We start from the raw sequence: 15,897 nt of genomic DNA, 5'->3' as shown, positions 1-15,897 counted from the left end.
CCTATAAGGAAAACTACAGCTAGAAAAATACAATAAAGGTTCCTTCACAACTTAATTTGCAACTGTGTTTTTCAAAGTAGTTTTAAATATTAATTTGTATGTGTCACATTCAAGCTATTTTTCAATAAAAGCACCGATATTTCTAAACTTATTAAATCTATCTTCAACTAATTCATCTGCACTTTGTTGTTGAAGTTGTTCTAATTGATCTACGAATGCTTGCTTAATATCAATAGCTTGTTGTTCTATATTATTGTGTGCTCCACCTAAAGGTTCGTCAATCACACTATCAATAACGTTTAAATGATGTAAATCTTTTGCAGTAATTTTCATAGTTTCGGCAGCCATTTTTGCTAATGAGCTATCTTTCCATAACAGTGCCGCTGCTCCCTCTGGAGAAATAACAGAATAAGTACTGTTTTCAAGCATCATAATTCGATTGGCTATACCAATTCCTAGTGCACCACCACTACCACCTTCACCGATAACGATAGCTATCACTGGCACTTTTAGAGATGCCATCTCAACTAAGTTTCTAGCAATAGATTCACTTTGTCCACGTTCTTCGGCAGCTTTACCTGGATAAGCACCTTTAGTATCAATGAAAGTAAAAATAGGTCTATTAAATTTCTCGGCTTGTTTCATTAATCTTAACGCTTTACGATAACCTTCAGGATGCGCCATACCAAAGTTTCGATATATATTATCCTTAGTATCTTTACCTCTTTGTTGGCCTATAACTGTAACAGGGGTACCGTTTAAATACCCAATTCCACCAATCATTGCAGGGTCATCTCTAAAATTACGATCTCCATGTAATTCAATAAATGAATCGAAGATATATGGAATATAGTCTAATGTCGTAGGTCGTTCTTGAAGACGTGCAATTTGCACTCTATCCCAAGGCTTAAGATTGGTATATATTTTTTTGGTTTCTCTTTCAAGTGATGCTTCAAGTAAATCAATTTCATCTTGTAAATCTACATCATTTTTTTCTTGAGATTGCTTAAGAGATTCAATTTTATTTTTTATTTCAAAAAGTGGTTTTTCAAAATCAAGCATCTTTTTTCACCTCTTGGTGCAATTTTAATAATTGAGCAAGTGTTTCTTTCATCTCTTTACGGTGAACAACTTTATCAAGTTGACCATGCTCAAGAAGAAATTCTGCAGTTTGGAAATCATCTGGAAGTTTCTCATTAATAGTTTGCTCAATAACACGTCGACCAGCAAATCCAATTAAGGCTTTAGGTTCACTTAAATTGATATCCCCAACAGAAGCAAAACTAGCAGAAACACCACCAGTTGTTGGATGCGTAAGATAAGAAATATAAAGTAGTCCGGCATCTGAGTGACGTTTCAGTGAAACACTGGTTTTACCCATTTGCATCAATGAAATAATACCCTCTTGCATCCTAGCACCACCACTTGCAGAAAATAATATGAATGGTAGTCTATGTTCTGTTGCATAATCAATAATTCGACATATTTTCTCACCAACAACTGAACCCATACTTCCCATTCTAAATCTAGCATCCATAACAGCTACACCAAATTGAACACCATCTAGTTTGGCAGTACCGGTTACAACCGCTTCGCTTAAATCAGTTTTTTGTTGGTCTTTTTCAATTTTTTCTTGATAACCAGGAAAGTCTAAAGGGTTTGCTGATGTCATTCCCTTATCAAATTCAACGAAACTATTTTCATCAGTGATTGCTTCAATTCTCTTATATGCAGGTAATGCAATATGGTGATCACAGTTAAAACATACATTTAAATTCTCATTTAATTCTTTTGTATACATTATTTTTTTGCATTTTGGACATTTAGTCATAATACCTGCTGGTACTTCATTTTGTTTCGAATCTTGAACTGTTAAATATTTTCGTTTTTTACTACTACGATTAAAAAAGTCTTTAAACATTCGTAAACCTCCACCTAACCATACAACCTTAATTTATTACATCTCAATTTAATATATGATCGAACATAAAATATGAGTTAGAAATAATACATGTCTTTGTTTTTTTAAAATTGTTGCAATTCTAGGTTATTTCAAGTCTGTTAATTGCATTGTTTTATCATAAACTTTTTGAGGATCCACTTCAATTCTTGCCACGCCAGTTTCCATTGCTGCTTTTGCAACTTCACGTGCAACTGAAGGAGCTACCCTTTTATCGAAAGGACCAGGAATACAATAATCCGGATTCAACTCATCTTCATCTATAAGATTAGCAATCGCTTCAACCGCCGCTTTCTTCATATCTTCATTTATGTGTGTTGATTCAGTGTCTAATGCACCTCTAAAAATACCTGGGAACGCAAGTACATTATTAATTTGGTTTGGAAAATCTGAACGACCTGTTCCTACAACTTTAGCGCCTGCTTCTTTAGCATCATTGGGCTTGATTTCTGGATCTGGGTTAGCCATTGCAAAGATGATTGCATCATCCGCCATTGATTTAACCATGTCTTGTGATAGTAAGCTAGCAACTGAAACACCTATAAATACATCAGCATTTTTAATTACATCTTGTAATGAACCTTCAATTTTATCTTTGTTAGTGAATTTAGCTACATAATCCTTAGTGTCATTCATACCATAAGATCGACCTTCAAAAATAGCACCTCTTGAATCGCACATTATCATATTTCTGACACCATAAGAATCTAATAATTTAACAATTGCAATACCTGCTGCACCTGCACCATTTAACACAACTTTAATATCAGATAAATCTTTATCGACAATTCTTAGTGCATTGATTAAACCAGCCATAGTAACAATCGCTGTACCATGTTGATCATCATGGAAGACTGGAATATTAGTTTCTTTTTTAAGACGATCTTCTATTTCAAAACATCTTGGCGCTGAAATATCTTCTAGATTAATTCCTCCATAATTAGGTGAAATTAATTTAACTGTTCTAATAATTTCTTCTGTATCTTTAGTATCTAAAGCGATAGGTACACCGTTTATACCTGCAAAACTTTTAAAAAGAACAGCTTTACCTTCCATAACAGGAATACTAGCTGAGGCACCAATATTACCTAAACCTAAAACTGCAGTGCCATCAGTAACAACAGCCACAGTATTTCTTTTAATCGTGTAATCATATACAGTTCTTGGATCTTCATGTATTTCTTTACACGGTTCTGCTACGCCTGGTGAATAAGCTAAACTTAATTCTTCTTTATTAGTAACTTTGATATTAGGTGTAATTTCCAACTTACCTTGATTTTCTTTATGCATTTGTAATGCATCATCTCTTAAAGACATTAAATCAACCCCTGTTTATTTACTAAAATATCGAAAGTTCATCAGTATAATGAATATATATTCTCTGCATTTAAAATTTTTTAAGATAAAATAAACTGATGACTTTATTTTATAAATCATCAGTTTACTATATCATAATTTTTTTATACATAAAAGTTATAAAATTCTTATATCTTTTGGATCAAAAGCCTCAACAAAGTTTTTAATTTCATTCGATGTTTTATCCATACTACCCAAATAATCAAGTTCTCCAGTTTGTTCATTATATATATTCACTTTAATCATATGGTTGTTTTTATGATCATTAAGAATTTGTTTAATTTCATCTAAGTTTTGAATGTTTCTTAAAATAATTTGAGATGCCTCATTTATTTTAGTTACTTCAAAATGTTCAACTGAATCCATTTGATTTAAAATGAGCTGCAATTGTTGTTTTCTCTTTTCAAATTTTCCCCAAACAACATACATTTCTCTCTCATTTAATTGAGTTTCATAACGTTTGAATTTATCTGGAAATAAAACTGCATCCATCGTATGTCGTCCATCATTTAGAACTAAAAATGCCATATTTTGACCATTCTTGGTCCTTATTTGTTTGATTTGATCTACTTGAACCAAAATAGGTTTGTGATTTACAACATTACTTAGTGTATAGATACCTAAATATTGCTTTTTATTAAATTGCTTTTCGACTGGATGATTAGAAACATAAAATCCCAAGTATTCCATTTCGTAACTACTAATCATTTGATCACTAAATTCATCTTTATCAGCGTAGGATTGTTTAGGTGTTAAAATATCCAATAATAAATCGTTTTGTTCTACATTTGACACTTCATCTAAAACTTGATCAATAGAACTTAATAAAGTTGAACGTGTTTTTCCAAAAGTATCAAAAGCGCCTACCAATATTAATGATTCAAGTAATTTTCTAGTCTTTATGCGATTTGGTATTCGTCTAGTAAAATCAAAGAAATCTTTATACTTACCATTTTGATACCTTTCATCAACAATTGATTTAACGCTCTGATAACCAACACCTTTAATAGCACCTAAGGATAGATAAATATTTGATTTAGTTGCTCTATAATACCAATGGCTTTCATTAATATTAGGAGGCAAAATTTTCAATTTTTGATTTTTAGCTTCATCAATTATGGCCGCTGTTTTAGATTCATTACCAACGACATTACTTAAAATATTAGCATAAAAATAATTAGGATAGTGAACCTTCAAATATGCCATGATATATGCAATTTTTGAATAACTTACCGCATGTGCTCTAGGAAATCCATAATCAGCAAACTTAAGAATTAAATCAAATATTTGTTTACTTATCTTCTCATCATATTTATTTTTTATCGCACCTTCAACAAAATGTTGTCTTTCACTTTCTAATACTGCTCTATTCTTTTTACTCATGGCACGACGTAGAATATCTGCTTGTCCATAACTAAAGCTAGCAAATTGACTAGCGATTTGCATAATTTGTTCTTGATAGATTATTACACCATACGTATTTTTAAGTATGGGTTCTAAATCAGGGTGTAAGTATTTAATTTCACTTTCGTTGTGTCGTCGTGAAATATAAGTAGGAATTTCTTCCATAGGTCCTGGTCTATATAAAGACGTAACCGCAACGATATCTTCAAAATGTTCAGGCTGAAGTCGTTTTAATACTTTTCTTACACCTTCAGATTCAAGTTGGAAGATTCCAGTTGTATCTCCTCTAGATAATAACTTAAATACGTCTACATCATTAAACGGTATCTCTTCAATCTCTAAAGAAATATTTAAATCTTTTTTTACTTGAGTGATAATTTGATGTATGATAGATAAATTTCTTAACCCCAAAAAGTCAATCTTAAGTAAACCAATTCGCTCTGCTTCTGTCATCGTCCATTGCGTCAATAAACCAGTATCGCCCAATGTTAGTGGTGCATAATTATATAGAGGTTGATCGTTAATAATAATACCTGCTGCATGTGTTGAAGTATGTCTAGGTAAGCCTTCTAATTTCTTACTTAATTCAAACCACTTTTCATGTCGATGATTTCTATGTACAAATTGCTTAAATTGCTCATCCTCATATGCCTTATCTAAAGTTATACCAAGTTGATGAGGTATTAACTTAGAAATTTCATTTAAAGTTTTATCATTAAATCCAATTATGCGACCTACATCTCTTGCAACAGCCCTAGTCAATAAATGTCCAAATGTGACAATACCCGAAACACGATGTTTTCCATATTTGTCTTGAACGTATTGAATGACTCTTTCCCTACGCGTGTCTTCAAAATCAATATCTATATCAGGCATTGTTACACGTTCAGGATTTAAAAAACGTTCAAATAATAAATTAAATCTAATTGGATCTATTGTAGTAATGCCGAGCAGGAAGCTAACTAATGAACCAGCTGAGGACCCCCGCCCAGGACCAACCATAACATCATGTGTTTTAGCGTAGTGAATTAAATCACTCACAATTAAAAAGTAGTCTTCAAAACCCATTTCAGTTATAACGCGATATTCATGTTCTAATCTTTTTGTATAGCGTTCATCATGATTTAATTCCATCTTTTTTAAACTTGATTGGAGTTGTGACCATAAATACTCTTTTGAAGAATTACCTGATGGTGCATCGAATTTAGGTAGTAAATTTTGATGATATTCTAAGCTTGCATTACATAAACTAGCTAGTTCAAGTGTATTATTCCATACCTCTCTATCTATATTTAATGTTTCTAATTCATTTTGTTTAGGAAAATGTTCCCCAATATCTTCAGTATCATTAACCAGATCTATCTTAGTATTATTTTTAATTGCTTCAAGTGCTGGAATCGTCTCAACATCTTCTTGATTTAAGTATCGTGCATTTTTAAACCAAACTACTCTTATATTATTATAAAATGCTAAGTCGCTTGAATGATTTATAAATATATTTTGATGGTTTTGAAATTGTTCAACTATAGAATAATGAGATTGATTTGCTTGTTTAAATATGATTGCAAAATTTGTTGAATACTTTTTTAACCACTCAACTGATATAACCTCTTTTTGCTTCATTTTAATTGCAGAAGAGAGTTGAAATAGTGATCTTAATCCATCATTATTTATAGCTAAAACCACAGTCTCAATTGTATACAAACCATCCGTAACGTTAACTGTCATTCCAAAAATTGGTTTAATATTGGCTTTAATACAAGCATCATAAAATTTTGGGAAGCCATATAAGACATTAGTATCAGTAATCGCTAATGTATCATAATGATTATTTTGTGCTTTTTTAACTACATCATTGATTCTCAAACTAGAATTTAATAAATCATATGTTGTATGAAGATTTAAATGAGCAACCATGAATGACTTCCTTTCTTAAATTTATAATTTCTGACGTAAAGCTTGTGCTAATTCTTCAAATTCATCCCAACTATAGACTGACACACCTGATGCATTTGGGTGGCCTCCCCCACCAAATTGATTAGCGACATCATTAATAGTGATCCCTTTAGATCGAATACGACATCTAATTTGATCTCCCTCATCTACACCAAACATCCATATTTTTAAACCGCTAATATCCGCAACTGTATTTACAAATTGAGAAGCTTCATTAGGCTGAATGTCAAACTGCTTTAAAACATCATTAGTTATTTTAATTTGACAATATTCATGTGAATCTGATAGTTCAAAATTTTGTAAAACATATCCTTGGAAAGGCATTAACTTAGGATCTTTTTCGGACATTTTATTTAATTCAGCATTGTGATTGAATGGATATGCCAATAATTGACTAGCAACTTCCATTGTATGAGGTGATGTATTACTAAATAAGAATCGCCCTGTGTCTCCAACAACACCTAAATACAATACTCGAGCTACATGTTCATCAATTATACTTAGATCATTAAAATGTGAGATGAAATCAAATATAATTTCACTTGTAGAAGATGCTTCAGTATTAACAAAATTTACATCACCATATTGATCAGTAGCAGGATGATGATCTATTTTAATTAATGACTGTCCATTTAAATATCTTTGATCATCAATACGTGGTGCATTTGCAGTATCACATACAATTACAAGTGCATCACTATATACACTGTCATCAATTTCATCTAAGTCTCCTATAAATGATAATGATGGTTCAGCTTCACCTGTAGCATAGATATTTTTTTCAGGGAATTTTCGTTCAAGATATAACTTTAATCCAAGTTGTGAGCCATAAGCGTCTGGATCAGGTCTCACATGTCTATGAATAATAATTGTTTCTGCCTCTTTAACTCTTTGCATGATTTCATTAAAAATTTCTACCATTGTTATATCTCCTTAAATTAGATTTATTACTTTAAAATTAAATACTTTGCATATCTTCAAACATCTGACAAATTATCATTGCATTTGCGACTTTTTCATTACCACTTACCATCGCGACTTCCAATTTTGCAAAGTTCCTTCCAACATCGAGCATGTCATATTGTACTCTAATTGATGCTTCAATTGGCACAGTTTTAATATAGATGATATTTAAACTTTCAATCATAACATCTACCTTTTTATATTTTCGCAATTCATGCTTTATTGTTTCTTCAATAATAGCGACAAATACAGCCTTACTTAATGTTCCATATTGATTGGTTAATAACGGAGAAACCTCAACCGAAATGTCACTTTGTGAAATCGTAATATGTTTCGCTATTTGATCATTAATCGTCTCACCTATTTGAGGTTGTCTGCCAATAAGTTGCATCGCTTTTAATACGTCATCTCTCGTTATTACACCTATTGCTCTTTTATTCTGAGTTACGGGTAATATCTCAATCCCTTCCCAAATCATAATGTGAGCACAACTCGCTACCGTAGTATTTAATTCAACATTAATAGGACGTTTCGTCATTACTTTAGCAATGGTATCATCCGAGTTCATTTGGATGACTTCCTTACTCGTAACGATACCAACTAATCGCCAATCTTTATCTACAACTGGAAACCTTGAATGACCTGTAACTTTGGCACGTGATTTATAATCTTCAATACCCATTTCATCAAAAATTACCGTCATATCGTTAATTGGTTTCACTATATCTTCAACTATTAAAATTTCTTTTCTAATCATTTGATTATACATTGCTCTATTGATAATATTCGCTACAAGAAATGTATCATAATTTGAAGACAGGATTGGTAAATCATGATTATTAGCATAATCAATAATTTTTTGTGTCGTTTTAAAACCTCCAGTAATAAGTACGCCACTACCTCTTTTTAACGCTTCTAACTGAACATCCGGCCTATTACCTACGATTAACAATGTATGATGACTTAAATATTTAACCACATCTTTAAGTTCCATTGCACCTATCGCAAATTTTGAAACACTTTTTTTTAATCCATTTTTGCCACCAATGATATCTCCATCAATGATATTTAAAATTTCATTAAACGTAAGGTTCTCAATCTCCTCACGATTCTTTTTATCAATACGTACTGTACCTACTCTATCAATGGTAGTTACTAACCCAAGTTGTCCGGCATCTTTTATAGCTCTATATGCCGTTCCCTCAGATACTTTCATTACTTTGGCAACTTTCCTGACAGAAATTTTTTGGCCAACATTTAACGATTCTATGTATGCTATGATTTGTTCATGTTTAGTCATTGATAATACCTCTTTATAATGTACAGTGTTTTATTTATTATAACTTTTTAATCATAAAAAATCGATTTAGAAAATGTAAATTAATTAGTTTTAGAAACGCTTCATCAGTTTGATTTTTTATTAATTAATAAATCAAGTTATGTTAATTAAATCTTTAATTATTTTAATTATATACATTGGTAAAATTAAAACATTTTATATATAATTGTTTATGAGGAGGGATGACCTATGTATAAAAATATTTTATTAGGTGTAGATACTCAATTAAAAAATGAGAAAGCGTTGAAGGAAGTATCAAAATTAGCAGGTCCAGATACCGTAGTAACTATTTTAAATGCGATTGGCGAACAGGATGCACAAGCATCAATTAAAGCTGGTACGCATATTAATGAATTGACTGAAAAACGTAGTCAATTGCTAGAAAAAACACGAACTACTTTAGAAGACTATGGCATTGATTATGATCAAATCATCGTACGTGGTAACCCTAAGGACGAATTAGTGAAACACGCTAATAGTGGTAAATATGAAATCGTCGTATTAAGTAACCGTAAAGCTGAATCTCAGAAAAAATTCGTATTAGGTAGTGTAAGTCATAAAGTAGCAAAACGTGCTACCATCCCTGTACTGATTGTAAAATAGTTAGTAAAATTTCAAAAGATGCGTCAAAATAATAGCACAAAGATGATTGTTCATGTATAAATCACCTTTGTGCTTATTAATTTCATTTAACTAATTAATCACTTCATATTTATTTAAAATCTATTAAAATGATACAGACTCACCAGGTTCTAATATTTGTACTTCACCTTCATGTACTGCATCCTTAAATTGTTGTGGATCTTGTTCAATTAATGGGAAAGTATTGTAATGAACTGGAACTGAAATCTTAGGTTTAACAAATTCATTAATTGCATAACTTGCATCATCAATACCCATAGTAAAGTTATCACCAATTGGGACAAAACATACATCTACAGGGTGTCTTTCAGCAATTAACTTCATATCACTAAACAATCCTGTATCACCCATGTGATAAATCGTTTTACCTTCAACTTCTAATATAAGTCCCATTGGCATTCCTAAGTAAACAGGGATACCATCTTCATGTGTGAAACTTGAACTATGGAAAGCTTGAACATATTTAACGCTACCGAAATCAAATTTAGCTTTGCCACCGATATTCATACCATGAACATCTTCTACACCATGATAAGTACTTAAATACCCTTGTAATTCAGCAGAACCTATAACCGTTGCGTGATTACGATTTGCTAATTCAACTACATCGCCAAAGTGATCAGCATGACCATGAGTTAAAATTATATAGTCTACATCTAATGTTTGTTCATCTAAATCACATTTGTCATTACCCGAAATAAATGGATCTACAATTACTTTTTTACCATTACCTTCAAAATAAATCGTTGATTGCCCATGAAAAGAAAGTTTCATAATTATAGCCTCCTATTGCTTGATTATTATAATTATACCCTAGCTATTAAAGATATAACATGAAACTAAAATAATCGCTTATTATATTAAATAATTTTGAATTCTAAGCTGATTAGACGTAAAATTAACATAAATACTTAATGGAGATGATTGAATGAGTAAAATCGAAAAAATAACTAAACAATTACAACATGAACAAGCTGACGCTGCATGGATAACAACTCCTCTCAATGTATTCTACTTCACTGGGTATAGAAGCGAACCTCACGAGAGACTATTTGCACTATTAATTACAGCAAATGGAGATCAAACCTTATATTGTCCAAAGATGGAAGTTGAAGAAGTTAAGAATTCTCCATTTGAAGGAAAAATCATTGGTTACTTAGATACTGAGAATCCTTTTGAAATTGATCCGTTATCTTTTAATAAGTTATTGATTGAAAGTGAACACTTAACAGTAAAACGTCAACGCGAGTTAACTCAAAACTTTGGTGTTCAGCACTATGGCGATATTGATCAAACAATTAAAGAATTACGTAATATTAAAAACGAATCCGAAATTGAAAATATTCGCGAAGCGGCAAAGCTCGCTGACAAATGCATCGAAATTGGTACCGAATTCCTTAAAGTCGGTGTAACAGAACGTGAAGTAGTCAATCATATTGAAAATGAAATCAAAAAATTTGGTGTTAGTGAGATGAGTTTTGACACAATGGTATTATTTGGAGATCACGCTGCATCACCTCACGGAACACCAGGAGAAAGAAAACTAGTTAAAGATGAATATGTATTATTTGATTTAGGGGTTATATATAATCATTATTGTAGCGATATGACACGTACAGTAAAATTCGGAACCCCTTCTGAAGAAGCTCAAACAATTTATAATATTGTTTTAGAAGCAGAAACCAATGCAATTGAGGCAATTAGAGCAGGCGTCCCTTTACAAGATATTGATAAAATCGCTAGAGACATTATAAGTGATGCTGGATACGGTGATTATTTCCCTCACAGATTAGGACATGGCCTTGGTTTAGAAGAGCATGAATATCAAGATGTTTCAAGTACAAATTCAAACCTACTTGAAGCGGGAATGGTTATTACGATAGAACCTGGTATATATGTACCTAATGTTGCTGGCGTACGTATTGAAGATGATATTTTAGTAACTGAAAATGGTTATGAAATACTAACACACTATGATAAATAAAAATTAAAAATCCAGTTGAGTTAATAGTAAAATAACTATGTACTCAACTGGATTATTTATATTAAATCAATTATTAATCTTCTTTTAATGCATCTTCAACAGATGTGTATTCTAAACCGAACGCTTCAGCTACACCTTTATGAGTTACATGACCTTTGTACGTATTTAAACCTAAAGATAATGCGTGGTTTGCTTTGAATGCTTCACGGTAACCCTTACTTGCTAATAATTGCGCATAAGGTAATGTTGCATTATTTAATGCAATTGTAGATGTACGAGGTACTGCACCTGGCATATTCGCAACTGCATAGTGAACAACACCATGTTTTACATATGTTGGATCATCGTGTGTCGTAATTTTATCTGTAGTTTCAAAAATACCACCTTGGTCAATAGCGATATCAACAATCACTGAACCATCTTTCATTTGTTTAATCATATCTTCAGTTACCAAGCTAGGTGCTTTTGCACCAGGGATTAATACGGCACCAATAACTAAATCACTTTCTTTTACTGCATTTTCAATATTTAATGGGTTAGACATAATTGTGTTCACACGGCCATCAAATAAATCATCTAATTCAGCTAATCGTTTAGGGTTTACATCTAAGATTGTAACATTAGCACCTAAACCTAGTGCGATTTTAGCCGCATTTGTACCAGCTTGACCGCCACCGATGATAGATACTTTACCTTTTGGTACTCCAGGAACGCCTCCAAGTAAAATACCCATTCCACCGTTAAATTTTTGTAGGAATTGTGAACCAACTTGAGCAGACATACGTCCTGCAACTTCACTCATTGGTGTTAATAATGGTAATGAACGGTCAGGTAATTGAACCGTTTCATAGGCAATACCTACGACTTTATTATCAACTAACGCTTGAGTTAATTTTTCTTCATTAGCAAGATGTAGGTATGTAAATAAGATGAGTCCTTCTTTGAAATATTTATACTCTTCTTCCAATGGTTCTTTAACTTTAATAACCATTTCTACATCCCATACAGATGACTGTTCAGATACAATGTCAGCACCTGCATCTTTGTAATCTTTATCTTCAAAGAATGAACCTAAACCAGCATCTTTCTCAACAAGTACTGTATGTCCTTGCTCAACTAATGCATGTACACCACTTGGTGACAAACCAACTCTGTTTTCGTTATTTTTTATCTCTTTTGGAATACCAATTTTCATTCCATCCACCTCCATCACTATCGTAACGCTAAACCAATGAAAGCGCAATCAGAAAAAGTACACATTATTGTTAAAATATAAAGAGTAAAAATTCTGAAATTTGTGGTAATATATAAGTAAGAAAAGCTAAGGGGGTTATTAAGATGTTAACATACAAAAACATTTTAATCGCAGTTGATGGTTCACACGAAGCTGAGTGGGCTTTCAATAAAGCAGTAGACGTAGCTAAACGTAATGACGCTAAATTAACTATAGTGAACATTATCGATTCAAGAACGTATTCTTCTTATGAAGTATACGATGCACAATTCACTGAGAAGTCTAGAAGTTTCTCTGAAGAATTATTAAAAGGTTATCAAGAAGTTGCAACGCGTGCTGGAGTAACTAACGTTGAAACTCGTTTAGAGTTTGGTTCTCCTAAAGCAATTATCCCTAAAAAATTAGCAAGTGAATTAGGTGTAGATTTAATTATGTGTGGTACTTCAGGTTTAAATGCCGTTGAAAGATTTATTGTCGGTTCTGTATCTGAAGCAATTGTACGTCACGCACCATGTGATGTATTAGTAGTGCGTACAGAAGAAATTCCTGAAGATTTCCAACCTGAAGTTGCAACTCCAGAATTTAGAAAACAATATTCATAATAGTTATATCTAACTATTCATTTACAAAGTGAGTTTAATATGGCGATAAGGTCTTTGACTTTATCGTCATTATTTATTTGTCACAATTTTATTTAAAAAAGACAACATACATTGTCTAATTACAATGCATGTTGTCAGTATTAATAAATTATAATTCGCCAAATTTAACTGTATCTCTAGCAATCATAACTTCTTCATTTGTTGGAATAACAATAACTTTAACTGGTGAGTGTGGGTAATTGATAAATCCTTCTTCACCACGGATTGTTTCATTTTTCTTAGGATCCCAATAGATGCCCATGAATTCTAAGCCTTCTAATACTTTAGCACGAACTGTTGAAGAGTTTTCTCCTACACCAGCTGTAAATACAATGACATCCACGCCATGCATTCTTGTAGCATAAGAACCAATATATTTATGAATTCTTGAAGCAAATACGTCTAGTGCTAATTGTGCACGTTCTTTTCCTTCTTCTGCATCACTTTCAAGGTCACGTAAGTCACTTGATGTACCTGAAATACCAAGTAGACCTGATTCTTTGTTTAATACATTAAGAACTTCTTCGGCGTTTTGACCAGTCTTTTGCATAATGAATGGAATTAATGCAGGGTCGATATTACCTGAACGTGTACCCATTGTTACACCCGCTAATGGAGTGAACCCCATTGATGTATCGATTGATTCACCACCATCGATGGCAGCAATTGATGCACCATTACCAATATGACAAGAGATAATGCGTAACTCTTCAATTGGTTTATTCATGATTTCAGCAGCACGTTGTGATACATATTTGTGACTTGTACCGTGGAAACCATATTTACGAATGCCATAATCTTTATAGTATTGGTAAGGTAAGCTATATAAATATGATTGTTCTGGCATTGATTGGTGGAATGAAGTATCAAACACTGCTACATGAGGAATGTTTGGTAATAATTTTCTGAATGCACGGATACCCATTAAGTTAGCAGGGTTATGCAATGGTGCTAATTCACTTAATGATTCAATTTGTTCTTCCACTTTATCTGTAACTAATGCAGACGTTGGGAATAACTCACCACCGTGCACGACACGATGTCCTGTACCAGCAATATCATTAATGTCATCAATGATGCCATGTTGTTTGAAACTGTCTAACATGATGTTAATAGCTTCTTCATGATCCTTGATATCTTTAACATCTTTAATTTTTTCACCATTCACTTCAATTGTGAAGATTGAATCTTTAATACCGATACGTTCGATTAAACCTTTTGTTACTAGAGTTTCTTCAGGCATTCTTATTAGTTGGAATTTTAAAGAAGAACTACCAGCGTTAATCGCTAAAACTAAACTAGACATATATTATTGTCCTCCAATTTATTAATTAATATCCATATTTATTTAACCATTAATACAGCCATAATTCAAGAATATCACAGTTTATTTTTGAGGATGATTGTCTTTCATCCAAGTATTTAATCCACCAATAAATCCTTGGAATTGATTAGGATTTTTAAAATCAGGAATATTTGCTAATAACACTTCAACTGGCTTAGTCTCATTCGATTTTTTCTTTTGTAAAATCAATATTGATTTACGCGCATTTTCGTTCTTAAATAACGTCTTAGGTAAATTTAAAAATGCTTGCATTTCTGTTTCTGTAGCAATGAAATTTTCTAACTGTTTTACATTGTCATTCTCAAAAATATTACTTGGAACTACTAAAAATGCGAAACCAGATTGTTTTAAGGCAGTAATTGCTTGTTCAATTAGTAAATAATGTGAATAGCTATTCCCTTCTTTAAAACCTAATTGCATTTCATGACTTCGTTCATCTAGAGGATAATATCCTATCGGTAAATCACCAATAACAATATCCGCTTCTTCTAAAGGTAACGGCATAATTGCATCCTGAGGATAAACATCAAACGGTATCTCCAAGAAATTTGCTAAATGTACACTAACTCTTGAAAGTACCGGATCAACTTCAATAAGATGATGCATTATTGTAGTATCCTTAAGCACTTCATTAACAGATGCACTTAAATGGCCTGCACCACTAGCGATATCTACAACATGTAATTCTTCGTTGTTTTCAGTAAATTTTTGAACTAAAAATCCGAGAATTAAACCTATAGAATCGGGTGTTATTTGGTGATTGGCTTGAATTGTTTCTTCTTGCATTAAACTTAAATAAGCGAACTGAAATGCTTTTCTACGATCTTGTAATGTGGCTTGTTCTAGTAATTCACGTTTATTACTATAAACATCTTCCATTGCTAATCCTAAATTCTCAATAAAACTTTGACCGTTTTGTTCATTTAAAACTTTAGCTTTTTCATCTAATGTTTTAAAAAGCTTTTCCATGATTGTTTGTTCTTCACTCATAAACTTAATCCTCTCCATTAAAAAAGTGTCCATTCGGTTTATTTCTTAAAAATAATCAACGCTAATTTAAAGTAGCATTTTTG

General features: G+C 32.2%; 13 protein-coding genes. 3 read left to right on the top strand and 10 right to left on the bottom strand.

Annotated elements, in window-relative coordinates:
* Positions 1-114: 114 nt before the first annotated feature.
* The 6 genes from AC1RRU_RS09625 to AC1RRU_RS09600 form a co-directional block, all read right to left on the bottom strand.
* A complete protein-coding gene (locus AC1RRU_RS09625) occupies positions 115-1,062 on the bottom strand; it encodes an acetyl-CoA carboxylase carboxyltransferase subunit alpha (protein WP_011275524.1) in 948 nt (315 codons plus the stop codon).
* Entirely contained in the window at positions 1,055-1,921 is an 867-nt protein-coding gene (gene accD, locus AC1RRU_RS09620; RefSeq protein WP_011275523.1) for an acetyl-CoA carboxylase, carboxyltransferase subunit beta, read from the bottom strand. Before accD ends, AC1RRU_RS09625 begins: the two co-directional genes overlap by 8 nt.
* A 126-nt stretch (positions 1,922-2,047) precedes the next feature.
* On the bottom strand, positions 2,048-3,277 hold the full coding sequence (gene ystJ / locus AC1RRU_RS09615; protein WP_016930830.1) for an NADP-dependent malic enzyme: 1,230 nt from the start codon (positions 3,275-3,277) through the stop codon (positions 2,048-2,050).
* A gap of 156 nt (positions 3,278-3,433) precedes the next feature.
* Positions 3,434-6,637 carry a DNA polymerase III subunit alpha gene (locus AC1RRU_RS09610; RefSeq protein ID WP_011275521.1) on the bottom strand — a complete coding sequence of 1,068 codons (3,204 nt, stop codon included), beginning with the start codon at positions 6,635-6,637 and terminating at the stop codon, positions 3,434-3,436.
* A 21-nt stretch (positions 6,638-6,658) separates the two neighbouring features.
* Positions 6,659-7,597: a DHH family phosphoesterase gene (locus AC1RRU_RS09605; RefSeq protein WP_053020149.1), complete on the bottom strand. Its 939-nt coding sequence runs from the start codon at positions 7,595-7,597 to the stop codon at positions 6,659-6,661.
* Between the two features lie 37 nt (positions 7,598-7,634).
* Positions 7,635-8,939: a DRTGG domain-containing protein gene (locus AC1RRU_RS09600; protein ID WP_016930827.1), complete on the bottom strand. Its 1,305-nt coding sequence runs from the start codon at positions 8,937-8,939 to the stop codon at positions 7,635-7,637.
* Positions 8,940-9,167: 228 nt separating this feature from the next.
* Between AC1RRU_RS09600 and AC1RRU_RS09595 the strand changes: the two genes are divergently transcribed.
* Complete coding sequence (locus AC1RRU_RS09595) at positions 9,168-9,581, top strand: universal stress protein (protein ID WP_011275518.1); 414 nt, start codon at positions 9,168-9,170, stop codon at positions 9,579-9,581.
* A 123-nt stretch (positions 9,582-9,704) separates the two neighbouring features.
* Here the strand turns inward: AC1RRU_RS09595 and AC1RRU_RS09590 are convergent, their stop codons facing one another.
* Complete coding sequence (locus AC1RRU_RS09590; protein ID WP_011275517.1) at positions 9,705-10,394, bottom strand: metal-dependent hydrolase; 690 nt, start codon at positions 10,392-10,394, stop codon at positions 9,705-9,707.
* 154 nt (positions 10,395-10,548) lie between these two features.
* Here AC1RRU_RS09590 and AC1RRU_RS09585 point away from each other — a divergent pair, with 154 nt between their 5' ends.
* Entirely contained in the window at positions 10,549-11,604 is a 1,056-nt protein-coding gene (locus tag AC1RRU_RS09585; protein WP_011275516.1) for a M24 family metallopeptidase, read from the top strand.
* 73 nt (positions 11,605-11,677) lie between these two features.
* Here the strand turns inward: AC1RRU_RS09585 and ald are convergent, their stop codons facing one another.
* A complete protein-coding gene (gene ald, locus AC1RRU_RS09580) occupies positions 11,678-12,799 on the bottom strand; it encodes an alanine dehydrogenase (protein ID WP_011275515.1) in 1,122 nt (373 codons plus the stop codon).
* Positions 12,800-12,942: 143 nt separating this feature from the next.
* Here ald and AC1RRU_RS09575 point away from each other — a divergent pair, with 143 nt between their 5' ends.
* Entirely contained in the window at positions 12,943-13,440 is a 498-nt protein-coding gene (locus AC1RRU_RS09575) for a universal stress protein (RefSeq protein ID WP_011275514.1), read from the top strand.
* 148 nt (positions 13,441-13,588) lie between these two features.
* Here AC1RRU_RS09575 and AC1RRU_RS09570 read toward each other — a convergent pair whose 3' ends face one another.
* Both AC1RRU_RS09570 and AC1RRU_RS09565 read right to left on the bottom strand, forming a co-directional pair.
* The gene (locus tag AC1RRU_RS09570) at positions 13,589-14,785 is read right to left on the bottom strand and encodes an acetate kinase (RefSeq protein WP_011275513.1); all 1,197 of its coding nucleotides are present in this window, start codon (positions 14,783-14,785) and stop codon (positions 13,589-13,591) included.
* Between the two features lie 81 nt (positions 14,786-14,866).
* Entirely contained in the window at positions 14,867-15,814 is a 948-nt protein-coding gene (locus AC1RRU_RS09565) for a class I SAM-dependent methyltransferase (protein ID WP_493196579.1), read from the bottom strand.
* Positions 15,815-15,897: the final 83 nt, after the last annotated feature.

It is taken from the genome of Staphylococcus sp. GW821-FHT11H10, assembly GCF_058807855.1.
The sequence above is the reverse complement of the archived record's forward strand: the minus strand, read 5'-3'. Positions and strand labels throughout refer to the sequence as shown.

Excerpts from the sequence above, each read along its gene's own strand:
- AC1RRU_RS09625 (WP_011275524.1), bottom strand. The coding sequence starts at position 1,062 with ATGCTTGATTTTGAAAAACCACTTTTTGAAATAAAAAATAAAATTGAA.
- accD (WP_011275523.1), bottom strand. The coding sequence starts at position 1,921 with ATGTTTAAAGACTTTTTTAATCGTAGTAGTAAAAAACGAAAATATTTA.
- ystJ (WP_016930830.1), bottom strand. The coding sequence starts at position 3,277 with ATGTCTTTAAGAGATGATGCATTACAAATGCATAAAGAAAATCAAGGT.
- AC1RRU_RS09610 (WP_011275521.1), bottom strand. The coding sequence starts at position 6,637 with ATGGTTGCTCATTTAAATCTTCATACAACATATGATTTATTAAATTCT.
- AC1RRU_RS09605 (WP_053020149.1), bottom strand. The coding sequence starts at position 7,597 with ATGGTAGAAATTTTTAATGAAATCATGCAAAGAGTTAAAGAGGCAGAA.
- AC1RRU_RS09600 (WP_016930827.1), bottom strand. The coding sequence starts at position 8,939 with ATGACTAAACATGAACAAATCATAGCATACATAGAATCGTTAAATGTT.
- AC1RRU_RS09595 (WP_011275518.1), top strand. The coding sequence starts at position 9,168 with ATGTATAAAAATATTTTATTAGGTGTAGATACTCAATTAAAAAATGAG.
- AC1RRU_RS09590 (WP_011275517.1), bottom strand. The coding sequence starts at position 10,394 with ATGAAACTTTCTTTTCATGGGCAATCAACGATTTATTTTGAAGGTAAT.
- AC1RRU_RS09585 (WP_011275516.1), top strand. The coding sequence starts at position 10,549 with ATGAGTAAAATCGAAAAAATAACTAAACAATTACAACATGAACAAGCT.
- ald (WP_011275515.1), bottom strand. The coding sequence starts at position 12,799 with ATGAAAATTGGTATTCCAAAAGAGATAAAAAATAACGAAAACAGAGTT.
- AC1RRU_RS09575 (WP_011275514.1), top strand. The coding sequence starts at position 12,943 with ATGTTAACATACAAAAACATTTTAATCGCAGTTGATGGTTCACACGAA.
- AC1RRU_RS09570 (WP_011275513.1), bottom strand. The coding sequence starts at position 14,785 with ATGTCTAGTTTAGTTTTAGCGATTAACGCTGGTAGTTCTTCTTTAAAA.
- AC1RRU_RS09565 (WP_493196579.1), bottom strand. The coding sequence starts at position 15,814 with ATGAGTGAAGAACAAACAATCATGGAAAAGCTTTTTAAAACATTAGAT.